Genomic DNA, 26062 nt, shown 5'->3' on the forward strand with positions numbered 1-26062 from the left:
GGAATCGGGAATCGGGAATCGGGAATCGGGAATCGGGAATCGGGAATCGGGAATCGGGAAGAGTTTTCGCGCTGCCTCTAACTTACGCAAGCGTCCTGGGGCTTTCATCTCCGGTCGGAAGCAAAGATATCCAGCTGACCTGGATGTCCTTCCAGGCTCTGGCCTTTGCCAATCCCTAATCCCGAATCCCAAATCCCGGCCCAAACAAAACGGCGCCCGATTTCTCGGGCGCCGTTCGCTTTTGCTTTACCGATGTCGAGTTCCGAAACCCGAATCCCGGCCTTCAGGTCTGCGCCGCAGGCCCGCCGATCTGGCTGCCGGGGCGACCCGGACCCGGGTCGTCCTTGGAGATGCGGCCCGACTTGGCCCAATCGGCCGGCGGACCCGGCTCGCGGCCGGCCATGATCTCGTCGATCTGCGCGGCGTCGATGGTTTCATACTGCAGCAGGGCCTCGGCCATCATGTGCAGCTTGTCGAGGTTGTCCTTGAGGATCTGCGAGGTACGGCCGTAGGCCTTGTCGAGGATGCCGCGCACGACTTCGTCGATCCTGCGCGCGGTCTCGTTGGACACGTTCTTGTGCTGGGTGACCGAACGGCCGAGGAAGACTTCGTCTTCTTCTTCGCCGTAGGCGATCGGGCCCATCTCGTCGCTGAGGCCCCACTTGGTGACCATGTTGCGGGCCATCTTGGTGGCGCGCTCGATGTCGTTGGACGCGCCGGTGGTGACCTTGTCGACGCCGAAGATCAGCTCCTCGGCGACACGGCCGCCGTACAGCGAGCACAGCATCGATTCGATGGCCACGCGGTTCATCGAGTACTTGTCGCCTTCCGGCAGGTACATGGTCACGCCGAGGGCGCGGCCGCGCGGAATGATGGTGACCTTGTAGACCGGATCGTGCTCGGGCACGACGCGGCCGACGATGGCGTGGCCGGCCTCGTGGTAGGCGGTCAGCTTCTTCTCGTCTTCGCTCATGGCCATCGAGCGGCGCTCGGCGCCCATCAGGATCTTGTCGCGGGCCTTGTCGAAGTGCTCCATGCGCACGTCCTTGCCGTTCTCGCGCGCGGCGAACAATGCCGCCTCGTTGCAGAGATTGGCCAGGTCGGCGCCGCTGAAGCCCGGGGTGCCGCGGGCGATGGTCATCGGCTCGACGTCGTCGTGCAGCGGCAGCTTGCGCATGTGCACGCGCAGGATCTGCTCGCGGCCCTTCACGTCCGGCAGACCGACCACGACCTGGCGGTCGAAACGGCCCGGACGCAGCAGCGCCGGATCGAGCACGTCGGGGCGGTTGGTCGCGGCGATCACGATCACGCCTTCGCCGCCTTCGAAACCGTCCATCTCGACCAGCAACTGGTTGAGGGTCTGCTCGCGCTCGTCATGACCGCCGCCGAGACCGGCGCCGCGATGACGGCCGACCGCATCGATTTCGTCGATGAAGATGATGCAGGGGGCGTGCTTCTTGGCCTGCTCGAACATGTCGCGCACGCGGCTGGCGCCGACGCCGACGAACATCTCGACGAAGTCGGAACCGGAAATGCTGAAGAACGGCACCTTGGCTTCGCCGGCGATGGCGCGCGCGAGCAGGGTCTTGCCGGTACCCGGCGGGCCGACCATCAGCACGCCTCGCGGGATCTTGCCGCCGAGCTTCTGGAACTTGGAGGGATCGCGCAGGAACTCGACCAGCTCGCCGACTTCTTCCTTGGCCTCGTCGCAACCGGCGACGTCGGCCAGGGTCACCTTGACCTGGTCCTCGCCCTGCAGCTTGGCGCGCGAACGGCCGAAGCTCATCGCACCCTTGCTGCCGCCCTGCTGCATCTGGCGCATGAAATAGACCCAGATGCCGATGAACAGCAACCAGGGCAGGACGTTGATCAGGATCACCACCAGCGACGGGCTGCTCGACTGCGGCGTCTGCACGGTCTCGACCTTGTGATTGAGCAGGTCGTTGATCAGGTAAGGGTCTTGCGCGGCATAGGTGGTGAACTTGGTGTCGTCCTTGCGCGTGCCGGTGATCGTGGTGCGATCGTCGGAGAATTTGATCTCCTTGACCCGGTCGCTCTGGACCTGGGCGATGAACTGATCGTAGGAGATCGCATCGGTGCCCGCCGCACGCGGGCCGAACGCCTGGAACACCACCATCAGTACGACGGCGACGATTACCCAAAGCAGCAGATTCTTGGCCAAATCGTTCATGTATTTCCTAGCCTGCGGCCCTGTGGGGCCTCGTGTCCTCCGACGCCTCTTGCGCCGGCGGTACCGCTCAGATTGTCACACCACCCGCCACCGGACACCTGCCAAAAGCAGCTGGGTCGGCCGGCCGCCGGCCCGACGCCTTGGCGTTCAGGTCGGCGTGGCCCGCTTGCCCTGCGCCAGCGCGTACACCTCCGGGGATCGCTTGCGCGAGGCCGCCGGCTTGCGGATCGAGACCTTGGCGTAGCGACGGCGCAGTTCCCGCACGTAATCATCGAAGCCCACCCCCTGGAACAGCTTGATCAGGAAGGTGCCGTCGACCCTTAGGTGCCGGTCGGCGAAATCCATCGCCAGCTCGGAAAGGTGCATCGCCCGCGGCAGGTCCACCGCGTCCACACCGCTCATATTGGGGGCCATGTCCGACAGCACAAGGTCCACGGTCTGCCCGGCCAGGGCCTGCTCGAGCTGGGTTAAGACCTGGTCCTCGCGGAAATCGCCGAGGATGAACTCGACCCCGGCCAGGCCGGGCATCTCCAGGATGTCCAGGGCGATGATCCGGCCCGGCTTGGCCGCGTTGAGGCGGTCCAGCTCCTGGCGGACCCATTGCGACCACCCGCCCGGGGCGGCGCCGAGGTCCACCACGACCATGCCCGGCTTGAGCAGCCGGTCGCGCTCGACCAGCTCTTCGAGTTTGTAGGCGGCGCGCGAACGCAAGCCTTCGGCCTTGGCCTTCTTTACGAAGGGGTCCGAGAAGTGTTCCTTGAGCCAGCGTTGGCTGCTTTTGCTGCGGGTCGCCATGTGCGGGCGGCCGTCCCGGTGGGGGTTGGGGACGCCATGATACCCTGAGCGCCCCTCCCGCTCCGTTCGTGTGACCCAATGCCCACCCTGTTGACCTCCGCCCAGACCCGTTTCCTGCGCGGACAGGCCCACGACCTCAAGGCCATGCTCCAGGTCGGCGGCAAGGGCATCACCGATGCGCTGGTCGCCGAGGTCGATAACGCCCTCGAGCACCACGAACTGATCAAGATCAAGGTCGGCGCCGAAGACCGCGACACTCGCGACGCAGCGATCGCTGAGATTGCCGAGCGTACCGACGCCGCCCTGGTCCAGCGCATCGGCCATACTGCCGTGCTGTACCGCCCGAGCAAGGAAAAGCGCCAGATCGTCCTGCCGCGGACTTGATAAAGCCGGGAATGGGGAATCGGGCATAGGGAATCGGAAAGCCCCCCGCCCCAGCTCCACTCTGGCTTCAAGCCATTCCCGACTCCCGATTCCCGATCGCCCATGCAACTGACCCTGGAACGTCCCGATCACGAGTTCTTCCTGCGCGGCGCCGACGGCCAGGTCGCCCTGGTCAACGATCGCCGCCTGGAACGCAGCTTCATCCTCGCGCCGAACCGGCTGATCGAGGATTGGCCGGTACTGGACGTGAAGACCCTGACCATCGAAGACCTGGCGCCGGTGTTCGCCCTGGAGCCGGAATTGATCGTGCTCGGTTGCGGCGCGACCCAGGCGTTTCCGCCGCCCGCGACCCTGGCCGCCTGCCTCGGCCGCGGCGTCGGCCTGGAAACCATGACCAACCCCGCCGCCGCGCGCACCTTCAACGTGCTGGCCGGCGAAGGCCGGCGCATCGTCATGGGGTTCGTGCTCGGCGCATGAGCTCGGCCGGGCCGCGCTTGCGCTGGCCTGCGCTTGGCCTCGTCCTGATGCCGGCAATCCTGCTCGCCGCCTGCACCCTGCCCACGCCGGCGCAGCGCTACCAGCGCTGGCTCGGCGACGGCCACCGCGCCGCGGTCGAGGAATACCGCCGTTATCTGCTCGCTCACGGCGCTGGCGAGTCCGTACCGATGATGCAGTTGCTGCGCAGCGGCCGCCGCTGGCGCCTCTGCGGTGCGCCCGAGTTCGCGTTGCCGCCGAAACCGGCCTGGCCCGACACGGTGCGCAGCCTGCGCCTGATCGCCGAGCTGCGCCGCGCCGGGCTGCTCGACGGCGCCGAGATCACGTCCGGATACCGCGACAAAGCCCTCAATCGCTGCGAAGGCGGCAGCTCGCGCAGCCGGCACATGAGCGGCGGCGCCTACGATTTCGATCTCGCCACCGACGCCCCGACACGCGAGCTGTGCGCGTTCTGGCGCCGGCTCGGACCGGCGAGCGGCTTCGGCCTCGGGTTTTACGACGCTCGCCATCTGCACATCGACACCACCGGGTTCCGCACCTGGGGGCACGACTACACCTACCGGACATCGCAGTGCGTGCCCGGCACTCGCCTGAAACATCACGCAAACTGACCCGCAGCGCCATAAAGAGCGACGTCGCTCCGCACGCCGCCTTCGCGGCTGTCGAACCACCGCGTCGAAATCGGCATCGATCCGGCCACCGACTCCGATATCGATGCTGTCCCGTCGTCGCGGCCGAGCTTCGCCGCCCCTCGGCTTGTCATCACTCGATCGAGCGCCGCCGATCGCGGTCAATCCGGTTCCAGGCGCAACGAGTAGCTGTACGAGTCGGTCTGCAGATGCAGAAGGGTCTTGCTCGCCGGGACGTAGACGATGCGCACCGCATCTTCCGGCAGCAGCGCATGGAACAAGCGGCTTTCCACCAGGAACACGATCGTCCGCGGCGGCGGCTCGTCGACCGTCACCGTGATGAAGCAATAAGGGCTGCCGCCGCCCTCGGAACTCTCGGTACGCATGTGGCTGATGCGGCCGCAGACGCTGACCTTGACCCCCATGTCCAGGTCGGACTGCAACTTGTCGTCTTCGTTCGTCACGACGAAAGCCACCACGGCCGCCGCCAGGAGAACCGCAACCACCATGGCCGCGGTCGCTCCTGCGCCGATGCCGTTCAAGCTGGCCAAAATGCATACCACCGCTAAAACCAGGCCCAGGATGCAGAGGAACGCGACGATTCCGCAACCGCTCACTCGCCTCGCAGCCAATCTGTCCCGGTCGTGTCCGTTGAGGGGCCCGGTTACGCGCGGCTTCGCCGCTTGCGGCGCGTCATCGCTGCTCGCCGTCGCTTCCGGGCGAAGCTGACCAAGATCGTCCTGACGGTCGAGATCCGCTCGCGTGGACGGCGCGGTCCGTCGCAGTTTTCGCGCGGCGTCGCGCTGAGCCCTGCGCAGTTGCAGACGCGCGTCGGCCGAATCGTCGTGCTCCGGTGCGGCCTGCGAAGCCGTACTCTGCGCACCCAACTCGTACTCGCATCCCAGCGCGACGACGCTGATGACGGTCTTGCTGACCGGCACATAGGCGATGCGGACTTGCTCGCCGTATTCGACCTCGAAGAACACGCGGTCCGGCGGGGTAAATTCGAGCGTGCACGGCGGGGTTTCCTCGGTCCGCAGTTGGATGCGGCAGCGAGATTGCTCATCATCATGAGTAACTTTCACCACCGTCGCCACGGCGAGCCGCTTGATACCGCCGTCCATGTCGGCCTGAAGATTCGCGTTGGCGCCGGAACGGCCCAGCACCGTCATCGCCGCCATTGCGAGGCCGACGAGCAATTCCACCGCGGTCCAGAAAGCGCCGTAACGTTCCCACGTTATCAACACCACCACGAGCGTCACCACGACGATCAATATCGCAGCCGGCACGCCGTCGGACTTGAGCGCATCCAGGCGAGCGATCTCGTCCAGGCTCAGCGGCCGGGTGTTGTCTTCGTCGGGCGGTGTCGACATGCTGATCCTTCAGACTGTTTTTCGCGGCTTATTCTGCATCGATCCGGCCCACGCTCGCGCGCGGGTGCTTCTGCGGTCGAATCCCGGGGCACGGCGCATCGGCAAACGGCAGGCGCGGTGGCGATGCGTGGCCGCGCCTAAGGCGGCGCCAGGCCCAACTGCGACAGTTTCCGCGCCATGCCTTCGGGCGTATTGAGCGTGTGCAGGCAGCCCCCGTCGGCCCGGCGATAGGAAATCAGGCCGCCATCGATCAGCCGCGCGACGAGAATCGCGTCGCGCGCCCGGATGCTGCGGTGTTCGGACACGGGAATATCGGAACCGAGCAGGTCCGCGGGCATCAGCGCGGGATCGGCATCCTTGAGCACGAACCGGCCCGGACAGTCGACGATGTCGATCCATGGCCAGGCCGCTTTCAAGGTCGCGAAATCCATGGGCTGACTCGGCGCCCCGCCGCGACGGCGGGTGCGCGGCCGATTACTTCGCCGGCAGGTACAACAACGGATCGACCGGCTTGGCGTTGTAGCGCACCTCGAAGTGCAGCATGTCGCGCGCGGCGCCGCTGCGCCCCATCTCGGCGATCTGTTCGCCGGACTTGACCACCTGGCCCTCGTTGACCAGGCGCTTGCGGTTGTGGCCGTAGGCCGACAGCCACTGTTCGTTGTGCTTGACGATGATCAGCTCGCCGTAGCCGACCAGGCCGGTGCCCGAATAGACCACCACGCCGTCGGCAGCCGCGCGGACCGCGGCGCCGCTGGAGCCGGCGATGTCGACGCCCTGCTTGGTCGGCTCGTTGGCGACGTAGCGGCTCAGCAAGGGGCCGTCGGCCGGCCAACGCCAGCGGATACCGCTGTTGATCGGTGCGGCGACCGGCGCCGCCGGCACGGGGCGCGGCGCGCTGGTGCCCGCGCTCGACGGTGCCCCTGGCGATGGGCGAGTCCCGCCGCCGCTGGACGGGTACAGGCGCAGACGCTGGCCCGGGTAAAGGGTGTAAGGCGGCGAGAGGCCGTTCCAGGCGGCGAGGTCGGCGACCTGGATGCCGTTGTTGGTGGCGATGCGGTACAAGCCTTCGCCGCGCTGCACGACGATGGTCGCGCCGGGCTTCGGCCTGGATGGACGCGGCGGCGCCGGACGCGAGGAGGGGCGCGACGGGCCGCGGCTGGAATGACCGCGCGAGGGTTCGCGGACCACCGTGCTCGAACAGCCGATCAGGGCAAGCGCGGCCAGAACGCAGGCGGCCATCGCCAGGGTCGGGGTCCGGGTCGTCTTGATCATGCGCATCCTCTTGCAGCGTCCATGTACCGGTGTTTCGTCATTGCGGGGTCCGCAGCGGCCTCAGCCCTGCTGCGAGCGCCATATCAGCCAGACTACGGCGACCGCGATGATGGCCGTGGCAATCCAGCCGATCGGCTCGATGTAGCGTCGCAGCGTCGCCTCGGCGCGTTCGCCGCCGATGCGGATCGCCAGCGCCAGCAGGAACACGCGCTTGCCGCGGCCGATCAACATGCTCAGCACGTATTGCAGCATAGGCACGCCGACGATACCCGACGCCCAGGTGAACACCTTCATCGGGATCGGCATGAAACCGCCGAGGACCAGGAAGGTGAACACCGCCCACGGCGATTCGGCCATCTTGGCCTGGACCGTGGCGATGCCGGACTCGATGCCGGCGAGCATGCCCATCGCCGCGAACACCGGCTTGAGCGCCTCGAAGGCGTAATGGCCCAGCGCATAGCCGACCAAGGCGCCGGCCATCGAGCCGATCAGGCTCAAGGTGGCGAACCAGAACGCGCGCCGCGGCGCGCCGACGCACATCGGCGCCAGCATCACCTCGGGCATGATCGGGAAAATGATGGCTTCCACGAAGCTCAAGCCGGTGAGATAGGCCGGCGCGTGGCGATGCCGGGCCCAGGTCAACGCGCGCTCGTAGAGCGGTCCGAAGATCTTCAAAAGCGAACCCCTGTCGGGTGAGGTGTCAGTCGATCATGCCCGACAGCAATGGCACGAAGACCACCGGCGCGAGCGTATGTTGGCTGATGTTGCCGTCGGCGTCCTTGCGCAGCTTCAACAGCGACTGCGACGAGGACGCGCCGACCGGCGCGATCAGGGTGCCGCCGACGGCGAGCTGGTCGGTCAAGGCATCGACCAGCGCAGGCGCGGCCGCGGTGACGATGATCGCGTCGAAGGGACCGTTTTCGGGCCAACCGATGCGGCCGTCGTCGTGCTTGCTGCGCACGTTGAGACCGAGTTGGCGGAATCGCTTGCGCGCGGTGCGCAGCAACTCGCCGATGCGTTCGACGGTATGCACTTCCAGGCCGAGCGCGGCGAGGATCGCGGCCTGGTAGCCCGAGCCGGTGCCGATCTCCAGCACTTTGCCGGGTATGCCGTCTTCGAGCAGGGCCTCGGTCATCTTGGCCACCACCCAGGGTTGGGAAATGGTCTGGCCGTGGCCGATCGGCAAGGCGGTGTCTTCGTAGGCGCGCATCGCCAACGCTTCGTCGACGAACAGGTGGCGCGGCACGGTGCGGATCGCGTTGAGCACGCGCTCGTCGCGGATGCCGGCCTCGCGCAGGCGCTCGACCAGGCGGTCGCGCACGCGCTGCGAGGTCAGGCCGCTGCCGATCGCTTCGGGCTGCAGGCGCATGCGCTGGATCATGCGGTCGACTCCGGCGCCCGTGGCTCCGGCTGCGCGAGCGCGGCGGCCAGGCCGCCGACCCAACTGGCGACCTGTTCGAGCGCCTGATAGCGGGTCAGGTCGACGTGAATCGGGGTGATCGAGATATTGCCGGTGCGCACGGCCTGGAAGTCGGTGCCGGGGCCTGCGTCTTGCTCGGCGCCGGCCGCGCCGATCCACCACCACTGGCGGCCGCGCGGGTCTTGTTGCGGGGTGCAGGCTTCGGCGCGGTGGCGGTTGCCCAGGCGGGTGACTTCGAAACCGGCGATCTCGCCCCAGGGCAGATCGGGCACGTTGACGTTGAGGATGGTGTCGGCCGGCAGCGGATCGGTGCGCAGGCGGGCGATGATCTCCACCGCCGCGCGCGCCGCGGTTTCGTAGTGATGGCCGACGTGGTCGGCGGTCGCCAGCGACATGGCCACGGCCGGCAGGCCGAGGAAACGGCCTTCCATCGCCGCGGCGACGGTGCCCGAATAGATCACGTCGTCGCCGAGGTTGGCGGTATTGTTGATGCCGGACACGACGATGTCGGGCTCGGCTTCGAGCATGCCGGTGATCGCCACGTGCACGCAGTCGGTCGGGGTGCCGGACACGCGCCAGGTCGACTCGTCGAGCTTGTGCACGCGGATCGGCATGTCCAGCGTCAGCGAATTGCTGGCGCCGGAGCGGTCGCGATCGGGAGCAACCACCAGCACCTCGTGACCGGCCTCGCGCAGCCCCTGAGCGAGAATGCGAATGCCGGGTGCGTCGACGCCGTCGTCGTTGCTGACCAATACGCGCATGAGGATTCCGCAATCAAAGGCAGGATGATACCCGATCTGGCCGGGGGGTTCGGACAGGCGCCTGGCGTTAAGATGGGCTCCGTACCGACTGAATGCAGGTAAGGCATGCAGTATTGGGAGCATATCGATCGCGTGTTTCGGGCCCAGTCGCTCGACGAAGTGAAGTCCGCCACGTCCGCCTATACCAGGGCGCTCGGGTTTCAGCATCATGGCTATGCGATGAAACTGCAGGAGCCGGCGCTGCAGCCCGGCCACGGCGGCGGGCCGTCCAAGGATTTCTTCTACTTCGAGGATTTCGCCAGCGACTGGTCCAAGACCTATCCCGGCCTCGCCTCGGCCCAGGCCGAACGCTCCGACCCGCGCATCATCCAGGCCCGCGAGGGCCTGCCGGCGGCGTCATGGAACTGTCGCGGCCAGACCAGCTACGAGCTCGGCCAACGCGTCTACCTGATGCAGCGCACGCGACGCACGCTCGAGATCGCCGGCGAACACGGCCTGCGCGGCGGCATCACCGTGCCGAGCTGGTCGCAGGGCGTGCGCTGGTCGTTCATGACCTTCACCCACACCGCGATCGTCGACCCGCGCGAGATGGTCCCGACGGTCGCCTCGGCGGTGTATTTCGTCAATTGCATGCAGGCCACCCTCGACCGCCTGATGCGCCAGCGCCAACCGCTGCCGACGCTCAGCGAACGCGAGCGCGAAGTGCTGCGCTGGTCGGCGGTCGGCAAGACCTCGTGGGAGATCTCGGTGATCCTGCGGATCAGCGAGCGCACGGTGAACTTCCACCTGCAGCAGGTCTCGCGCAAGCTCGGCGTCAAGGGCCGGCGCGCCGCCTGCGCGCGTGCGGTGGCGCTGGGGCTGATCTTCCTATAACCGCAGTCTGTCCCGCTGCCTGTCATCGCTGCGGCCGCCTGCGAGCCCGCGGCGATTCGGCCCCGGCACTCGCCCGGGCCGCATCTGCCCTGCCCGGCCCTCACCTGTCTGTTCTTACAGGCCGGCCCACGCATCGCCCGCCGTCCATGCTGAACTGAATGCTCGCGGTGTTCGCCGACGCATGCGCGCCGAACGGCGCGAGGGGACTTCTTGGCGCGCACCGCTCTTTCGTTTTTCCCCGGTGCCGGCCCGATACCGACGGGTCGCAGGTCCCAAGGATGGGCCGGGGCTTTTATGCTGTGGCCATGACGCCCCCACCCGACCGTCCCGACGACGACAGCGACGACGCGGCCCTGTTCCGTGCCGCGATCGGCGAGGTCCGCCGCCTGCCCGACGCGCCGCTGCCGCCGACCTCGCCGAAGCCGCGCCCGCGCGCACGCATGGCCGAACGCGACGAGGCCGAGGCCCGCGACGAGTTCCGCCATGCCCTGGAAGAAAACCTGCTCGAAGCCGGCGATGCGCTGAGCTATCGCCGCGACGAATTGCCGCCGCGGGTGTTCGCGCGCCTGAAACGCGGCGAGATCTCGGCGCAGGAAGAACTGGACCTGCACGGCAGCCCGGTGCGCGAGGCCGAGGCGCTGCTGCGCGCCTTCCTCAACGATGCCCGCGAACACGGCGTGGGCTGCGTGCGGGTGATCCACGGCAAAGGCCGCGGCGGCGGCAACGACTTCGTCGACAGCCGCGGCCTGCCGGTGCTCAAGAACCTGGTCGACCGGATGCTGCGCCAACGCGCCGACACCCTGGCCTTCCACTCGGCACCGCCCGCGCAGGGCGGCACCGGAGCGGTGCTGGTACTGCTCGCGCCGCGCAAACGGCGCTGAGCCCCTGGGCCGAGTTCGAACCCGACCCTCGGGGCGGACCCGCCGGCGGCGTCACTCTTCCTGATGCCCGCCTATCGTGCGGCGGTCCGGCGGATTGACCCAGACCACTTCGATGCCGCGGCTCTTGGCGAGGCGCTCGACCGCGCTGACGTAATGATCGTCGCGCGACATGCCGGCGACGGCGTGTCTGGAAACCGACGGCTCGGCATAGCTGCTCTTGGTCTGGGTGCCGGCGCACGCCGCCAGGCCCAGCACCGACAACGACAGGACGGCAATACGCAACATAGCGTTCATGACCCGACTCCCTGACGCGGTGGAGTCCGGCGGCGGCTTGGCGCGACCGAACGGCAACCGGCACCTGCCGGCTGTCACCTTCGGCTTATACGCCGGCCGGAATCGTGAACCAGTGCCACCACGTCGCACCCGACGAACGGTCGTTTACGAAGGCCGAAAGCGGCGAGAACGCGGGCGAATCCGTTGGTTTGAGGCAAGCGCCGCCTGGGTTGGCGAGAATCGCGCGAACGCGGATTCGACCTCAGCCCGGGCCGGAACGGATCTCGCCGAGCTCGGCCAGAACCACGGTCGCATAGGCGCCGGCCGGCAAAGCGAAAGACACTTCCAGGGCACCGTCGTCGAGCCAGCGCCAGGCCAGGCCATCCGGGCGCAGACGCAGCGCACGGCGCTCCTGATCGAGTCCCGCCGCTTCCAGACCCGCGCGCAGGGCCAAGACCTGCTCGCCTTCGAGCGCGGCCAGCTCCAACGCCCGTACCGCGTCGGTGCTGCGCAGTTCGCCGCGCCCCCACAAGGGTCCGCTGGGATGGATGTCGAAAGCGGCCAGACGTTGCGCGAGCGTTTCGCTCCAGGCTTCGGGGCCGAACACGCTGCGGCTGCCGGCCAGGGCCCAGACCTCGCCGGCGAGCGGCGCGCCGTCGCGCAAACCGTCCCAACTGCCGTCGGCCACGCGCACCGCGAGGGCGCGATTGAACAGTTCCGAGCGCGCCGCCGACAGCAACAGGCTGCGTTGCTCGCGGCGCACCCGGCGCCCGCCGAACATCGCCAGGGCGTTGGCGACGTTGTCGCCGTCGCGGCCGAAGCGTTGTTCGCCGAAATAGTTCGGCACGCCGCGTGCGGCGATGTGGGCCAGGCGTGCATCGATCGCCTCGCGCTCGCCTTCGATCTCGCGCAGGGTCAGCACGAAGCGGTTGCCGGCCAAGGCGCCGCGCGGCAGTTTCTTCGCATGCCATTGGCTGTCGAGCACGCGCAACTCGTCGTCCTGCAGGCCGGCCAGGTCCGGCGCGATGCGCTTGGGCAGGTGCACGCTGAAGCGCTGCACGGTGACCGCATGCCGGTCCTTGAGCCCGGCGTAGCCGATCCCGACCTCGCCGATGCCGGCCCAGGCGGCGATGCGCTTGGCCGCGAAGGCGGTGTTCATGCCGCGCTTTTCCACGGTCAGCAGCAAATGCTCGCCACTGCCGCTGGCGGCGAAACCGGGCAGTTCCTCGACCCGGAAATCCTCCGACGAAGTGCGGATGCGCGCGCTGAGCACGGCCGCACCGTGGGCGCGGGCGAGCGCGGCGTCCTGCGTGGCGCCGACCGGCGCCATACCGTCCTGCGAATCCTCGCTCATGCCGACACCAGCAGGCATACCGCCATCGCCGCGATGCCTTCGCGGCGGCCGGTGAAACCGAGTTGTTCGCTGGTGGTGGCCTTGATGCTGATCGCATCGAGCTCGACGCCGAGATCGGCGGCCAACGCCTCGCGCATCGCCTGCGCGTGCGGGCCGACCTTGGGCCGTTCGCAGACCACGGTGACGTCGGCATTGCCGAGTTTGTAGCCGCGCTCGGCGATCAGCACCTGGCAATGACGCAGGAATTGGCGGCTGTCGGCATCGCGCCAACGCTCGTCGCTGGGCGGGAAATGCTGGCCGATGTCGCCGAGCGCGAGCGCGCCGAGCAGCGCGTCGCACAGCGCGTGGATGACCACGTCGCCGTCGGAATGCGCGACCACGCCGCGGTCGTGCGGCACGCGCACCCCGCCGAGCATGATGTGGTCGCCGTCGCCGAATGCGTGGACGTCGTAGCCTTGGCCGATTCGAATATTCATGAGTGGACCTGCGGTAAAGGAATGAGCGAAGAGGAGTGAGTAGTGAGCCGAAGCAAGAGCCGGAGCGTTGGGCGCCAGCATGCCGCGCCGTCGCTCACTCCTCACAGAAGGAGTGAGCGAAGAGGACTCAGGAGTGAGCGGAAGCAGGAGCCGAGCGTTGCGCCGGCATGCGGCGCTTTCGCTCGCTCCTCACTCCTCACTTTTCACTCCTCACTTCGATCTCCTCAGATTTTGTCTAGCAGGTATTCCGCCAACGCCAGGTCCGCCGGCGTGGTCACCTTGAGGTTGTCCTCGCGGCCTTCGACCAGGTGCGGTTTCGCGCCCATGCGCTCCATCGCCGAGGCCTCGTCGGTGACGATCACGCCGGCCTGCGCCGCTGCATCCAGTGCCGCGGTCAAGGCGCCGCGACGGAAGGCCTGCGGCGTGAACGCGCGCCACAGGCCGTCGCGCGGTTCGGTGGCGGCGATGCGGCCGACGGCGGCGCGCTTCAGGGTGTCGCGCAAGGGCGCACCGAGAATCGCGCCGTCGGCGCCGGTTTCGGCCGCCGCGATCAGCAGATCGATATCGCCGCGACGCAGGTTCGGCCGGGCCGCATCGTGCACGAGCACCAAGGACTCGTCCCCGACCTCCTCGGGCAGCGCGCGCAAGGCCGCCAGCACCGAATCGGCGCGCTCGCCGCCGCCGATACAACGCAACACCGGTTTGCCGTGCAGCTCGGTCCAGCCCGGCCAAAGCGTGTCGCCGGGCGACAGCGCGACCATCGCCCCGGCCACGCGCGGGTGCGCAAGCAAGGCGTTCAGAGCGTGCTCGATCAGCGGCTTGCCGGCCGCATGCAGATACTGTTTCGGCGTCGGCCCGCCGAAGCGCTGGCCGCGGCCGGCAGCGGGAATCACGGCCCAGATCATGTCTCGTATCCCTTGCGGTAACAGATGCCCGACGCTGTCTCCGCGCTCACGGCTTCAATGCGCCGGCGGCCCGGACGGCACAGGCTCCGGCGCCGGAGGCGGCAGTTCGCTGGGCGGTTCGTCGACCTGTTCTTCCAGGCTCGATTCTTCCGGCGCGGCCTGCTCGCCCGGCACCGCGCCGTTCTGCACCGCGCTGACCGCCGCGGCCGCATTCGCACCCGGCGCCTGCGGCTTGGCTTCGACCACGCGATAGAACGTCTCGCCGGGCTTGATCATGCCCAGCTCGCTGCGCGCGCGCTCCTCGACCGCTGCCTCGCCCGACTTGAGGTCCTCGACCTCGGCGGCGAGCGCGTCGTTGCGTTGCTGCAGCCCCTGGTTCTCGCGGGTCTGGCCGTCGACCTGGGCCTGCAGCGCGGCGACGCTGCCGCCGCTGCCGCCGCCGGCCCACCACAACCGATACTGCAGAAAAGCGAGCAGCGCCAGCAACGCCAGTACCAGCACGCTCAGCCAGCGCTTGCCCGTCTTCTCGACCATCGCGACTCAGCCGCGCTCAGCGACGCAGCGACACGAACGCATCGCGCCCGGCGTACTTCGCCGCGGCACCGAGCTGCTCTTCGATGCGCAGCAGCTGGTTGTACTTGGCCACGCGGTCGCTGCGGCACAGCGAGCCGGTCTTGATCTGGGTCGCGGTGGTCGCCACCGAGATGTCGGCGATGGTGGTGTCCTCGGTTTCGCCGGAACGGTGCGAGACCACGGCCGCGTACTTGGCCGCGTCGGCCATCGCGATCGCTTCCAGGGTCTCGGTCAGGGTGCCGATCTGGTTGACCTTGATCAGGATCGAGTTGGCCACGCCCTTGTCGATGCCTTCCTTGAAGATCTTCGGGTTGGTCACGAACAGGTCGTCGCCGACCAGCTGCACCTTGTTGCCGATCTTGTCGGTCAGCAGCTTCCAGCCGGCCCAATCGTCCTCGGCCATGCCGTCTTCGATGGTCACGATCGGGTACTGCGCGGCCCAGCCGGCGAGGAAGTCGACGAACTGCTCGCTGGTCAGGCGCTTGCCTTCGCCGACGAGGTGGTACTTGCCGTTGTCGAAGAACTCGGTGGAGGCGACGTCCAGGCCCAACAGGATGTCTTCGCCGGCCTTGTAGCCGGCCTTGCCGATCGCTTCGAGGATGGTTTCCAGCGCTTCCTCGTTGCTGCGCAGGTCGGGGGCGAAACCGCCCTCGTCGCCGACAGCGGTGCTGAGGCCACGGCCCTTGAGCACCGACTTCAGCGCATGGAACACCTCGGCGCCGGCGCGCAGCGCCTCGGCGAAGGTCGGCACGCCCACCGGCAGGATCATGAATTCCTGCAGGTCGACGTTGTTGTCTGCATGGGCGCCGCCGTTGATGATGTTCATCATCGGCACCGGCAGCACCGCGGCGCGGTCGCCGGCCAGATGCTTCCACAGCGGCAGCTTGCGCGAGGCGGCGACCGCATGCGCATTGGCCAGGGAAACGCCAAGCAGCGCGTTCGCGCCCAGGCGGCCTTTGTTCTCGGTGCCGTCCAGATCGATCATGCGGCGGTCGAGGCCGGCCTGGTCGGTTGCGTCCAGGCCCTTGAGCGCCTGGGCGATGGTGGTGTTGACGTTCTCGACGGCTTTGCGCACGCCCTTGCCGAGGTAACGGGTCTTGTCGCCGTCGCGCAGTTCGACCGCTTCCTTGCTGCCGGTCGAAGCGCCGGAGGGGACCAGGGCGCGGCCGAAGCTGCCGTCGGCCAGGGTGACCTCGGCTTCCAGGGTCGGGTTGCCTCGGCTGTCGAGGATTTCGCGGGCGTGGATCTGGGTGATCGTGCTCATGTCGGAAGAGTCGGGGTTCAGTGGGAAAGGGGTCGGGACGAACGATAGCCGAGATCGCGGCCGGCCCGGGTGGGCGCCGTCGAAATTGGCGACATTCGGTGGCGGATCGAATCGATCCGGAGGGGCCGCACGGACACGCTGCAGGCAGCGCGGCAGAACCGCTCCGGCCAGCCCGATAGGTGCTTGCCGGAATGCGGGCGGGACGACGCGCGCCCCGGCCCAGCGACGGCCGCGCTGCGGCCGGGTTCGAACCGCAACGCGGGCGACATCAGAAATCTTGTTCCAGGAAGCCGTTCTTCTTGGTGATGCGGTCCAGTTCGACCATGGTCTCGAGCAGCGCGCGCATCTTCGGCAGCGGCACCGCGTTGGGGCCGTCGGACAGGGCTTCCTCGGGGCGCGGATGGGTTTCCATGAACACACCCGAGACGCCGACCGCGATCGCCGCACGCGCCAGCACCGGCACGAACTCGCGCTGGCCGCCGGACTTGCCGTCCATGCCGCCGGGCAACTGCACCGAGTGGGTCGCGTCGAACACCACCGGGCAACCGGTGTCGCGCATCACCGACAGCGAGCGCATGTCGCTGACCAGGTTGTTGTAGCCGAAGCTCGCGCCGCGCTCGCAGGCCATGATCTGCTGGTTACCGGTGGCCTGGGCCTTGGCGGTGACGTGCTTCATCTCCCAGGGCGAGAGGAACTGGCCCTTCTTGATGTTGACCGGCTTGCCGGCGCGCGCGACCTTCTGGATGAAATCGGTCTGGCGGCACAGGAAGGCCGGGGTCTGCAGCACGTCGACGACCGAGGCGACCTCGTCCATCGGCGTGTACTCGTGCACGTCGGTCAGCACCGGCACGCCGATCTGGCGCTTGACCTCGGCCAGGACCTTGAGCCCCTCCTCCATGCCCGGGCCGCGGAAACTCGTCGCCGAGGTGCGGTTGGCCTTGTCGAAGCTCGACTTGAAGATGAAGGGAATGCCGAGCGAGGAAGTGATTTCCTTGAGCTGGCCGGCGACGTCGAGCTGCAATTGCATCGACTCGATCACGCAGGGGCCGGCGATCAGAAAGAAAGGCTGGTCGAGGCCGACGTCAAAGCCGCAGAGTTTCATCGCTTGCTTCCTGAATTCATGAGTACGAAGGAATCTTCATCAGTGGTTGCCGCGCCCGCCGCAGACAAGCCCGGCGATCGCGGCCCGGCGATCATGCCCCGGGCCCGCTTAAGCGTTTCGAACGCGCCGAACGCACCACACCGACCAGCCACAGTACGCCCCCGATCAAGCCCAAAGGTCCGGCGATGGCCAGGGTGATGGTGAATACGGTCGCGCCCAGCAGGCCGAGACCGTCGGCGGCCTCGCCGAGGATCGCCCGATACGTGAGGTATCCGGCGACCAGCACAGCCGCGGCCAGCCACATCAGCCAACGGCCGGTACCGCGAAAATCGTTACGTGCAGGCCGGCCGACGCTCGCCCGCGCTTGCGCGCCCGGGTCCGGATCGGCCGGAGCCGGATTCAACCGGTGACCTCACGCAGCAGCTTGCCGCCGGCCTTGGCCTCGCGCGCGGCGCGCACGAAACCGATGAACAGCGGATGGCCGTCGCGCGGCGTCGACAGGAATTCCGGGTGTGCCTGGCAAGCCAGGTACCAGGGGTGCTCGCTGCGCGGCAGTTCGACCATCTCGACCAGCAGGTCGTCCATGGACTTGGCCGAGATCACCAGGCCGGCGTCCTCGAGCTGGCTGCGATAGCGGTTGTTGAACTCGTAGCGGTGGCGGTGACGCTCGCCGACCACGTCCTTGCCGTACAACTCGCGCGCCAGGGTGCCGGGCTTGATGCGCTGGTCCTGCAGGCCCAGGCGCATGGTGCCGCCGAGGTCGCTGGTTTCGCTGCGGCGCTCGACTTCGCCGGTGGCGGTGCGCCACTCGGTGATCAGGCCGATGACCGGGTGCGGGCTGTTCTTGTCGTTCTCGGTGCTGTTGGCGTTGTCGAGGCCGGCGACGTGGCGCGCATAGTCGACCACCGCCGCCTGCATGCCGTAGCAGATGCCGAAGTACGGAATCTTCTGCTCGCGCGCGTAGTTCGCGGTCGTGACCTTGCCCTCGAAGCCGCGGTCGCCGAAGCCACCCGGCACTAGGATGCCGTCGACGCCCTTCAGCGATTCCACGCCGTCGCGCTCGATCTCGCTGGATTCCAGCCACTTCAGCTTGACCTTGGTGCGCTGGCGCAAACCGCCGTGCTTGAGCGCTTCCGACAGCGACTTGTAGGCATCCTGGTGGTCGATGTACTTGCCGACCACGGCGATGGTGACCTCGTCGACCGGATGCTCGGTGGCATCGACGACTTCGTTCCATTCGCGCAGTTCGGCCGGGCCGGCCTGGATGCGCAGGCGGTCGAGGACGATCGCGTCCAGGCCCTGCTCATGGAACCACTGCGGCAGCTTGTAGATGTTGTCGAGGTCGACCGCCGAGATGACGGCCTTTTCCGGCACGTTGGTGAACAAGGCGATCTTGCGGCGGTCGCTGTCGGGCAGCGGCTGCTCGCTGCGGCACAGCAGCACGTCCGGCTGGATACCGATCGAACGCAGTTCCTTGACCGAGTGCTGGGTCGGCTTGGTCTTCAGTTCGCCGGCGGCGGCGATGAACGGCACCAAGGTCAGGTGCATGAACAGCGCGTGCTCGGGGCCGCGCTCGGTGCGCAACTGGCGGATCGCTTCCAGGAACGGCAACGACTCGATGTCGCCGACCGTGCCGCCGACCTCGACCAGGGCGACGTCGAAGCCTTCGGTGGCCTCGACGATGCAGCGCTTGATCTCGTCGGTGATGTGCGGGATGACCTGGACGGTGCCGCCGAGGTAATCGCCGCGGCGTTCCTTACGGATCACGTTCTCGTAGATCCGGCCGGTCGTGATCGAATTCTTGCGGCTCAGGCGCGTGCGCAGGTAGCGCTCGTAGTGGCCGAGGTCGAGGTCGGTCTCGGCACCGTCGTCGGTGACGTAGACCTCGCCGTGCTGAAACGGGCTCATCGTGCCCGGATCGACGTTGATATAGGGGTCGAGCTTCATCATCGTCACGCGCAGCCCGCGCGCTTCGAGGATGGCCGCCAACGAGGCTGCCGCGATGCCCTTACCCAAGGAGGACACCACGCCGCCGGTGACGAAAATCAGGGGAGTCATGGATTTTGCTGCCGCTGGAAAGCCGTAGTTTACCGACTGACGGCTTGGCCCGCGACTGCTTGACAGCGCCGGCGATCGCCCGGACGCCCCGCAAAGCCAGCTGCGGCAAGGCCTGCGGCGGAATCGGCGTTATCGGGCCGGAACGTTCCGGCCGGGGAGGTTGCGGCCCAAGCTCTGCCGCAAGTGCGCTCTCCGAGCGCGGTCCCCTGCCTTGGGTCGGGGCGGCGTAAGCCGCGACCTGCGCCGGCGGTCGAAGCCGCGCGGTCGCGGCTTGCGCCGCTCCTACCCTGGGAGGCTAAGCAGCTCAGGCCAGCTCGGCGCCCTTCTCGGCCAACAGCTCGCGCAGGACCGAACGATGGCAATGCGCCTCGTCCTCGCAATAGCAGCCGACCGAGAAATCGCTGTGCCGGGACAGGGTCGCGAGCAGTTGCAGGGTGTGGCCGGCGTCCGGGGTGGCCATCTCGGCGCGGTACTTGCGCACGAAGGCCTGCCATTGCGCCGGAGTCTGCGCCTGTTGGCCGAGCTTGATCGTGTCCGCGCTCGGCGCCAGATTCGGGAACCACACGTCGTACCAATCCTGGGTCGCGAACTCGCTCTTCGGCACCCCGCGCGGCGGACGCCGTACGGTGCCGATGCGGGTGCCCTCGCCCTCGGCGCGCGGGCTTCCAAGCCTGACGATGCGGACGCTCATCGAACCTCCCCGGACGGCGGGTTTGTCGGACTTAACGCTACCCCGGAACGGCAGGCAAAACGAGCCGGCGATCGACGATGCCCCACCTGGGTCTAGGGTGCAGCCCCGCTCGGCGGCGATTCGGGCTTGAGCAGCCGCGCCAAATCCATGCTGGGCCGCATCTTCCGCGCAAAGGTGATCTTGCCGTCGCGGGAGGCGAGGTAGCGATCGACAAGGTTGGGAATCGCCCCGCCGCCGGGTTCCTGCGCACTCCTGGCGGGCGCTTGTGCGGCCTGCACGTAGTGGTAAATCAGCGCGGCGCCGGAACGGTCGAGGAAGACCCCGCCCTCGAGCGGAGGCCTGCGTTCGACGTGGTTCTTCTCGAAGGCGTTGTCATAGGTCAGAACCATTTCGACCGCATGCGTCGGGCCACGGTAATAGACGCCCTGCTTGCTCGAAAACTCCGGCCGATAGACGCCGGGCGTCAACACGAACTGGCGCAGTACCCGGTAGCTCGTGTACTCGTAAGTGAAAGACCGATCCAATCTCAGCTCGCCGGCCTGGGTCGCAGGCACCAGCTTGTCCGGATCCACGTCCTTGGAACGTGCCACCCCGCAGCTGATCGATACGCCGATGAACAAGGCGCACAGTTGAAGTTTCATCGCTCCCCCGAACGAAAGTCGCTGCCAGCCGATGCATGGGACCGCATCGGCGATTACGCCTAGATTAACTCGGTCGGGCACGAGGCGAGCCGCCATTCGAGGCACGCAGCCGGCAGCCCTCGGCACGAGGCTCACAAAGAAAACGCCCCGGCAAGGCCGGGGCGCTGGGTTTTCGCAACGGAACCGGAGATCGGCGAAGACTTACTTGTCGCCCTCTTCCTCCGGCTCGACGCCGCGGTCGCCGGACTGCTTCTTGTCGGCCTTGGCCTTCTTCTGCGCCTCGGCCTTCTTCGCATCCTCGGCTTTCTTGGCCTCTTCGGCCTTCTTGGCGTCGGCCTGCGGGTCCTGCTGCGCGAAGGCGGCAGGCGCGGCCAGCATGGCCAGGGCAGCGGCGATGGCGGCGGGGAGCACGAGCTTGCGGATGTTCATGGTGTGGCCTCCTGACGGAATGGGGACCGGCGCGTCGGGCTGCGCCGTGTGTCGTGGGCGATGAGCCGTTCGGCGCACCGCTTCCCAGAGCGACGCGGCGGACCCTAACCCCTACCCCCATGCTGGTGGCTGAATCGACCGATATCAACCCGCCCCGCCTCGCCGCCGCGGCGTCCGCTCGAGCAGGCCGGGCCGCCGTCTCAGCCGGTCTCGCCGGGCGAGACGCACGTGGGCCAAGCTTCTTGACCACTCTTCACGTCGTGCGGCTTGACCACCTAGCCCGCCGTCGCCATTCTCGCCGCTCCGAACACCACGGCCACGCCCTTCAGTTAATGAGCAGTCGCTATAACGCCGCCGACATCGAAGTCCTCTCCGGGCTGGACCCCGTCAAACGACGCCCGGGCATGTACACCGACACCACCCGCCCGAACCATCTGGCGCAGGAGGTCATCGACAACGCGGTCGACGAGGCGCTGGCCGGCCACGCCCGCAGCATCGAGGTCACCCTGCACGCCGACGGCAGTTGCGAGGTCTCCGACGACGGCCGCGGCATGCCGGTCGACATCCACCCCGAGGAAGGCATCCCCGGCGTCGAGCTGATCCTTACGCGCCTGCACGCGGGCGGCAAGTTCAGCAACAAGAACTACACCTTCTCCGGCGGCCTGCACGGCGTCGGCGTGAGCGTGGTCAATGCGCTGTCCAAGCTGGTCGAAGTGCACATCAAGCGCGACGGCAACGAATACCGCATGACCTTCCAGAACGGCGACCGCGCCACCCCGCTGGAAGTGGTCAACTCGGTCGGCAAGAAGAACACCGGCACCCGCGTGCGCTTCTGGCCCGACGCGAAGTATTTCGACACGCCCAAGTTCAACCTGCGCTCGATCAAGCACGTGCTGCGCGCCAAGGCGGTGCTGTGCCCGGGCCTCAACGTCAAGCTGTTCGACGAGGCCAGCGGCGAGCGTATCGAGTGGTACTACGAAGACGGCCTGCGCGACTACCTGTCGGGCGAGCTGCGCGAGGGCCAGCCGCAGCGCGAACTGCTGCCGCCGGACCTGTTCGTCGGCCAGCTCAAGAAAGACACCGAAGTGGTCGACTGGGCGGTGGCCTGGGTGCCCGACGGCGAGCTGGTCCAGGAAAGCTACGTCAACCTGATCCCGACCGCCCAGCACGGCACCCACGTCAACGGCCTGCGCACCGGCTTCACCGACGCGCTGCGCGAGTTCTGCGACTTCCGCAACCTGCTGCCGCGCGGCGTCAAGCTGGCCCCGGAAGACGTCTGGGACCGGGTCGCCTTCGTGCTCAGCATCAAGATGACCGACCCGCAGTTCAGCGGCCAGACCAAGGAACGCCTGTCCTCGCGCCAGGCCGCCGGCTTCGTCGAGGGCGCCGCCCACGACGCGTTCTCGCTGTGGCTGAACCAACACACGGAATTGGGCGAGCGCATCGCCCAACTCGCCATCGAGCGCGCCGCCGCGCGCCTGAAGACCGAAAAGCAGATCACCCGCAAGAAGATCACCCAGGGCCCGGCCCTGCCCGGCAAGCTCGCCGACTGCAGCTCGCAGGACCTCTCGCGCACCGAGCTGTTCCTGGTGGAAGGCGATTCGGCCGGCGGCAGCGCGCGCCAGGCCCGCGACAAGGACTTCCAGGCGATCCTGCCGCTGCGCGGCAAGATCCTCAACACTTGGGAAGTCGCCTCCGGCAGCGTGCTGGGTTCGCAGGAAGTGCACGACCTGGCGGTCGCGATCGGTTGCGACCCCGGCAAGGAAGACATCAGCGGCCTGCGCTACGGCAAGGTCGTGATCCTCGCCGACGCCGACTCCGACGGCCTGCACATCGCCACCCTGCTCAGCGCCCTGTTCCTGCGCCACTTCCCGGCGTTGGTCGCCAGCGGCCACATCTTCGTGGCGATGCCGCCGCTGTTCCGCGTCGACGTGGGCAAGACCGTGTTCTACGCCCTCGACGAGGAGGAAAAACGCATCCTCCTGGAAAAGATCGAGCGCGAAAAAGGCGACCGCAAGAAGGGCCTCAGCGGCGCGGTCAACGTCACCCGCTTCAAGGGCCTGGGCGAGATGAACGCCTCGCAGTTGCGCGAGTCGACCATCCACCCCGACACCCGCCGCCTGGTCCAGCTGACCATCGACGACAACGCCCAGACCCATTCGCTGATGGACATGCTGCTGGCCAAGAAGCGCGCCAGCGACCGCAAGTCCTGGCTGGAAACCAAGGGCGACCTGGCGACGCTGGAAGTCTGAATCTCGCCCTCCGTCACGGGTCAGAAACGAAACGCCGCCTTGTGCGGCGTTTCTCTTGAGGACTGGCTGCCGCCTTGTGCGGCGTTCTTTTTAAGGACTGGCTGCCACCTAGTGCGGCGTGTCTCCTGCGGATTGGCTGCCGTCTTGTGCGGCGTTTCTAAAGAATCCCCGCCGCCTCGTGCGGCTTTTTTCGGGCGCCGCCAGCTTGCCGCGGCGTCGGTCTTGGACGGTCTTCGCCCGAGACTGCGTTCGTCTTAGGGAGTTCCACCCCGCCCGCGGCGCGTTTCTTTGTGGCCCGTTTCTTTTTCGCAACAAGCGCCTTGCGGCGTTCTCTCCGGCATCACGCGGCCATGCCGCGGCTTGCGGCAACTTGAGCGCATCGATGGGCAAGGAGTTCGAAATGGAAGGACGCCCCGATCATCGCTACCGGCCCGCCCTTGGCAGGCGCCTTGCGGAGGGACCGCGCCATGGCCGTTGAACGCGCCGAAAGCGCCTTGAGCGAGCGCGATGCCGATGCCTACGCCGAAACGCTGGCCGAAGCCTTTCCCGACGCCGGCGTCGAGTACGCGCGGCCGCGTTTGTTCGGCGTGCTGGCCTGGTTCGCCCTGTTGCTCGGCCCGGTCCTGGCCTGGCTGTTCGTGTTCGGCCTGACCCCGGACGACAAGTGCGGCACCTGGAGCCTGCACTGCACCGGCCGCGCGATCCTGTTCACCGCAGCGAGCTGGCTGTTCGGCAGCCTGCTCGCGATCGTCGCCCTGTTCCGCCGCGAACGCCACAGCATCGCGGTGCCGGCGCTGGTGTTGAACCTGATCCCCCTGCTCGGCCTGGTCGCGGCCTGCGTGGTGATCGTGCAGCGCTCAGGTTAAGCCGTCGCGGTCTCTGCCTGGCACCGACGCCTGCGGCTCAGGCCAAGGCCGCCAACGCCGCCTTGAGCGGTTTGGCGAACGCCGCCGGCCGGCACCGCGTCAATCGCACCGCCGGCGTCTCGTGCCAGCGCGCACAGTCGTCGATCGCGCGGGCGATGTCCGCGGCAAGCGCTTCGTCGGCGACGACGTCCTCTTCGAGATACAAGGCCTTGACCTCGAACTCGCCGTGCGCGCGATGCGCTTTCGCGTCGAGCCGCCCGACCAGGCGCCCGCGCGCCAGGATCGGCAGGACGAAATAGCCGTAGCGCCGCTTCGGCTCCGGCGTGTAGCACTCCAGGGTGTAGTCGAAGCCGAACAATTCGCTGGCGCGTTCGCGATCCCAGACCACCGGATCGAACGGCGACAGCAAGGTCGAGTGGGTCGCGCGCAGCCGCCCGCCTGCGGCCAGCGCGAGCGAGTCGGCGTGATCGCGATGGACATAGCCCGGCGACTGCCAACCCTTGACCTCGACCCGCAGCAAGTCGCCGGCCTCGACCAGTTCGGTCAGGTCGGCATCGCGCAGGCGCGGACGCAAGCGGTAGTAATCGGCGATCCAGCGCGCCTGGGCGATGCCGAGCGCGCGCACCGACTTCAGGATGGTGTCGCGCCGCACCGTCGCGGCCTCGATCGGCGTGCTGTCCCAACCCGGCACGGCTACGCCGGCGACGCGTTCGGCCAGGTCGTAAACGCGATGGAAATTGTCGCGCCGCGCGACCATCAGCTCGCCGAGGGCGAAGCCGGCTTCGAGCCAGCGCTTCTCTTCTTTCCAGCCCCACCAACCGCCGCCGGCGGAGCCCGCCTCGCGTTCGAAGTCCGAAGACTTGACCGCGCCGAGCTCGCGGATGTGTCCGAGCAGGCGGTCGATCTTGGCGCCGCTGCTCTGGCGATGACGCTGGGCGCTGCGGATCGCCCAGTGATGCGCGCGTTGCGGCAAACCATTGCGATGCAACAAGTAGTCGCTCATCGGCGCGAAGCAGGCTTCGTGGGCCCAGACTTCGAAGATCTCGCGCTCGGCCAACAACTCTTCCAGCCAGCGCGCGCGATAACCGCCCACCCGCGAAAACAACACCAGGTAGGGGCTGCGCGCGACCACGTGGATGGTGTCGATCTGCAGCAACTGCATGCGCTCGATCGCGGCGAGCAGATCGGGCCGGCGCGCGCGCCGGCGCGGCCGGGCCAGCAGGCCTTGTGCGGCCAGATGCAAGGCGCGCGCCTGACCCACGGTCAGCCGCGGCGCCGCAGGCGCCTGGGTCATGCGTCGTCCGCGTCCAGGGTCGCGCGCAGCAAGGCCTCGATCACGACCTGCAGGCGCACCGCCTTGCTTTCGTCGTAGGCGAACGAGGCCTCGTCCATGTAGTTGCGCTGGCTGATCTCCAACTGCACCGCCTGCACGCCGATCTCGGGGTCGCCGTAGTGGCGGGTGATGTAGCCGCCCTTGAAGCGGCCGTTGGCGACCCACTCGTAGTCGCTCTGCGCGCCCAGGATGCGTTCGAGCCGCGCCTGCAGTTCGGGCAGGCAGCTCTTGCCGGCGGCGGTGCCGAGGTTGAGGTCCGGCAGGCGGCCCTCGAACAGGAACGGCACTTCGCCGCGGATCGAATGACCTTCCCACAGCACCGCACGGCCGTGCTCGCCGCGGATGCGGTCGAGCTCGCCGACCAGGGTGTCGTGATACGGGCGCCAGTACAGTTCGACGCGCTCGGCGACTTCCTCCGGAGTCGGTGCCTGGCCCTCGAGATACACCGCTTCGCCGCTGAACTGCACCGCCGGACACAGGCCGGTGGTGTTCTGTCCGGGATACAGCGAGGTGTCGTCGGGCGGACGGTTCAGATCGACCACATAGCGCGAATAGCTCGGCACGATGATCGAGGCGCCGAACGCGCGGGCGAGCGCGTACAGGCGCGACACGTGCCAGTCGGTGTCCGGCGCGCGCCGCGCCGATTCGACCATGCGCGCGGCCAGCGCGTCGGGGATCAGCGCGCCGTCGTGCGGCAGGCTGATCAGCAAGGGCGCGGTGCCGCGGTGCAGTCGGTAGACGGGTTCGGTCGGGTGCGGCGTCATGCGTTCG

General features: G+C 67.8%; 28 protein-coding genes and 1 pseudogene. 7 read left to right on the top strand and 22 right to left on the bottom strand.

The annotated features are described in order from the left end of the window. Positions 1 to 283: 283 nt before the first annotated feature. Together ftsH and rlmE are read right to left on the bottom strand one after the other, a co-directional pair. Positions 284 to 2191, bottom strand: a complete 1908-nt coding sequence (gene ftsH / locus EX88_RS0123145; protein ID WP_031374345.1) for an ATP-dependent zinc metalloprotease FtsH — start codon at positions 2189 to 2191, stop codon at positions 284 to 286. 147 nt (positions 2192 to 2338) lie between these two features. Then, the gene (gene rlmE / locus EX88_RS0123150) at positions 2339 to 2986 is read right to left on the bottom strand and encodes a 23S rRNA (uridine(2552)-2'-O)-methyltransferase RlmE (RefSeq protein ID WP_031374346.1); all 648 of its coding nucleotides are present in this window, start codon (positions 2984 to 2986) and stop codon (positions 2339 to 2341) included. 78 nt (positions 2987 to 3064) lie between these two features. On the opposite strand from rlmE, the gene yhbY reads away from it, so the two are divergent. The 3 genes from yhbY to EX88_RS0123165 all read left to right on the top strand — a co-directional run bounded on the left by yhbY (position 3065) and on the right by EX88_RS0123165 (position 4476). After that, entirely contained in the window at positions 3065 to 3370 is a 306-nt protein-coding gene (yhbY, locus tag EX88_RS0123155; protein ID WP_031374347.1) for a ribosome assembly RNA-binding protein YhbY, read from the top strand. A gap of 102 nt (positions 3371 to 3472) precedes the next feature. After that, the gene (locus EX88_RS0123160) at positions 3473 to 3847 is read left to right on the top strand and encodes an Mth938-like domain-containing protein (protein WP_031374348.1); all 375 of its coding nucleotides are present in this window, start codon (positions 3473 to 3475) and stop codon (positions 3845 to 3847) included. Positions 3848 to 3894: 47 nt separating this feature from the next. Then, positions 3895 to 4476 (top strand): D-Ala-D-Ala carboxypeptidase family metallohydrolase, encoded by a 582-nt coding sequence (locus EX88_RS0123165; protein ID WP_161786178.1) that lies wholly within the window; start codon positions 3895 to 3897, stop codon positions 4474 to 4476. Between the two features lie 179 nt (positions 4477 to 4655). On the opposite strand, the gene EX88_RS0123170 is transcribed toward EX88_RS0123165, so the two are convergent. The 6 genes from EX88_RS0123170 to surE form a co-directional block, all read right to left on the bottom strand. Then, a complete protein-coding gene (locus EX88_RS0123170) occupies positions 4656 to 5867 on the bottom strand; it encodes a hypothetical protein (protein WP_031374350.1) in 1212 nt (403 codons plus the stop codon). A gap of 137 nt (positions 5868 to 6004) precedes the next feature. Beyond that, on the bottom strand, positions 6005 to 6298 hold the full coding sequence (locus EX88_RS0123175) for a hypothetical protein (RefSeq protein ID WP_031374351.1): 294 nt from the start codon (positions 6296 to 6298) through the stop codon (positions 6005 to 6007). 43 nt (positions 6299 to 6341) lie between these two features. Further along, positions 6342 to 7139, bottom strand: a complete 798-nt coding sequence (locus EX88_RS0123180; protein ID WP_152566444.1) for a peptidoglycan DD-metalloendopeptidase family protein — start codon at positions 7137 to 7139, stop codon at positions 6342 to 6344. 60 nt (positions 7140 to 7199) lie between these two features. Then, complete coding sequence (locus EX88_RS0123185) at positions 7200 to 7814, bottom strand: YqaA family protein (RefSeq protein ID WP_031374353.1); 615 nt, start codon at positions 7812 to 7814, stop codon at positions 7200 to 7202. A 25-nt stretch (positions 7815 to 7839) separates the two neighbouring features. After that, positions 7840 to 8520 (bottom strand): protein-L-isoaspartate(D-aspartate) O-methyltransferase, encoded by a 681-nt coding sequence (locus EX88_RS0123190; protein WP_031374354.1) that lies wholly within the window; start codon positions 8518 to 8520, stop codon positions 7840 to 7842. Next, entirely contained in the window at positions 8517 to 9320 is an 804-nt protein-coding gene (gene surE, locus EX88_RS0123195; protein ID WP_031374355.1) for a 5'/3'-nucleotidase SurE, read from the bottom strand. Before surE ends, EX88_RS0123190 begins: the two co-directional genes overlap by 4 nt. Positions 9321 to 9425: 105 nt before the next feature. Here surE and EX88_RS27400 point away from each other — a divergent pair, with 105 nt between their 5' ends. Continuing rightward, positions 9426 to 10193: a helix-turn-helix transcriptional regulator gene (locus EX88_RS27400; protein ID WP_051885476.1), complete on the top strand. Its 768-nt coding sequence runs from the start codon at positions 9426 to 9428 to the stop codon at positions 10191 to 10193. Positions 10194 to 10498: 305 nt separating this feature from the next. Next, complete coding sequence (locus tag EX88_RS0123205; protein WP_031374357.1) at positions 10499 to 11074, top strand: Smr/MutS family protein; 576 nt, start codon at positions 10499 to 10501, stop codon at positions 11072 to 11074. Positions 11075 to 11125: 51 nt separating this feature from the next. Here EX88_RS0123205 and EX88_RS0123210 read toward each other — a convergent pair whose 3' ends face one another. From EX88_RS0123210 to EX88_RS26690, 12 genes and pseudogenes are all read right to left on the bottom strand, one after another. Beyond that, the gene (locus EX88_RS0123210) at positions 11126 to 11368 is read right to left on the bottom strand and encodes a hypothetical protein (protein ID WP_152566445.1); all 243 of its coding nucleotides are present in this window, start codon (positions 11366 to 11368) and stop codon (positions 11126 to 11128) included. A gap of 241 nt (positions 11369 to 11609) precedes the next feature. Beyond that, positions 11610 to 12701, bottom strand: a complete 1092-nt coding sequence (gene truD, locus EX88_RS0123215; RefSeq protein ID WP_081931400.1) for a tRNA pseudouridine(13) synthase TruD — start codon at positions 12699 to 12701, stop codon at positions 11610 to 11612. After that, positions 12698 to 13177 (bottom strand): 2-C-methyl-D-erythritol 2,4-cyclodiphosphate synthase, encoded by a 480-nt coding sequence (gene ispF / locus EX88_RS0123220; RefSeq protein WP_031374360.1) that lies wholly within the window; start codon positions 13175 to 13177, stop codon positions 12698 to 12700. The genes truD and ispF overlap by 4 nt, the downstream gene beginning before the upstream one ends. Before the next feature lie 224 nt (positions 13178 to 13401). Further along, positions 13402 to 14091 (bottom strand): 2-C-methyl-D-erythritol 4-phosphate cytidylyltransferase, encoded by a 690-nt coding sequence (gene ispD, locus EX88_RS0123225; RefSeq protein ID WP_162835524.1) that lies wholly within the window; start codon positions 14089 to 14091, stop codon positions 13402 to 13404. A 153-nt stretch (positions 14092 to 14244) separates the two neighbouring features. Beyond that, a pseudogene (ftsB, locus tag EX88_RS27290) lies at positions 14245 to 14616 on the bottom strand (cell division protein FtsB); the annotation flags it as partial. 16 nt (positions 14617 to 14632) lie between these two features. Beyond that, positions 14633 to 15919: a phosphopyruvate hydratase gene (gene eno / locus EX88_RS0123235; protein WP_031374363.1), complete on the bottom strand. Its 1287-nt coding sequence runs from the start codon at positions 15917 to 15919 to the stop codon at positions 14633 to 14635. Positions 15920 to 16187: 268 nt separating this feature from the next. Beyond that, a complete protein-coding gene (kdsA, locus tag EX88_RS0123240; RefSeq protein ID WP_031374364.1) occupies positions 16188 to 17021 on the bottom strand; it encodes a 3-deoxy-8-phosphooctulonate synthase in 834 nt (277 codons plus the stop codon). Positions 17022 to 17112: 91 nt separating this feature from the next. Further along, positions 17113 to 17424, bottom strand: a complete 312-nt coding sequence (locus EX88_RS0123245) for a hypothetical protein (protein WP_152566446.1) — start codon at positions 17422 to 17424, stop codon at positions 17113 to 17115. Continuing rightward, positions 17421 to 19079, bottom strand: a complete 1659-nt coding sequence (locus EX88_RS0123250) for a CTP synthase (protein WP_031374366.1) — start codon at positions 19077 to 19079, stop codon at positions 17421 to 17423. Before EX88_RS0123250 ends, EX88_RS0123245 begins: the two co-directional genes overlap by 4 nt. A gap of 304 nt (positions 19080 to 19383) precedes the next feature. Then, complete coding sequence (locus EX88_RS0123255) at positions 19384 to 19770, bottom strand: DUF488 domain-containing protein (RefSeq protein ID WP_031374367.1); 387 nt, start codon at positions 19768 to 19770, stop codon at positions 19384 to 19386. Between the two features lie 92 nt (positions 19771 to 19862). Continuing rightward, positions 19863 to 20411 carry a hypothetical protein gene (locus EX88_RS0123260; protein ID WP_031374368.1) on the bottom strand — a complete coding sequence of 183 codons (549 nt, stop codon included), beginning with the start codon at positions 20409 to 20411 and terminating at the stop codon, positions 19863 to 19865. Between the two features lie 201 nt (positions 20412 to 20612). Continuing rightward, a complete protein-coding gene (locus EX88_RS26690; RefSeq protein ID WP_031374369.1) occupies positions 20613 to 20840 on the bottom strand; it encodes a hypothetical protein in 228 nt (75 codons plus the stop codon). Positions 20841 to 21172: 332 nt separating this feature from the next. On the opposite strand from EX88_RS26690, the gene parE reads away from it, so the two are divergent. Both parE and EX88_RS0123275 read left to right on the top strand, forming a co-directional pair. Further along, positions 21173 to 23092 carry a DNA topoisomerase IV subunit B gene (gene parE / locus EX88_RS0123270; protein ID WP_031374370.1) on the top strand — a complete coding sequence of 640 codons (1920 nt, stop codon included), beginning with the start codon at positions 21173 to 21175 and terminating at the stop codon, positions 23090 to 23092. A 467-nt stretch (positions 23093 to 23559) separates the two neighbouring features. Beyond that, positions 23560 to 23958, top strand: a complete 399-nt coding sequence (locus EX88_RS0123275) for a hypothetical protein (RefSeq protein ID WP_031374371.1) — start codon at positions 23560 to 23562, stop codon at positions 23956 to 23958. Between the two features lie 37 nt (positions 23959 to 23995). On the opposite strand, the gene EX88_RS0123280 is transcribed toward EX88_RS0123275, so the two are convergent. Then, on the bottom strand, positions 23996 to 25252 hold the full coding sequence (locus EX88_RS0123280; protein ID WP_031374372.1) for a winged helix-turn-helix domain-containing protein: 1257 nt from the start codon (positions 25250 to 25252) through the stop codon (positions 23996 to 23998). Beyond that, positions 25249 to 26055 carry an N-formylglutamate deformylase gene (hutG, locus tag EX88_RS0123285; RefSeq protein WP_031374373.1) on the bottom strand — a complete coding sequence of 269 codons (807 nt, stop codon included), beginning with the start codon at positions 26053 to 26055 and terminating at the stop codon, positions 25249 to 25251. The genes EX88_RS0123280 and hutG overlap by 4 nt, the downstream gene beginning before the upstream one ends. Positions 26056 to 26062 lie beyond the last annotated feature (7 nt).

The sequence above is a fragment of the Lysobacter antibioticus genome, from assembly GCF_000731095.1.
Lineage (GTDB): Bacteria > Pseudomonadota > Gammaproteobacteria > Xanthomonadales > Xanthomonadaceae > Lysobacter > Lysobacter antibioticus_B.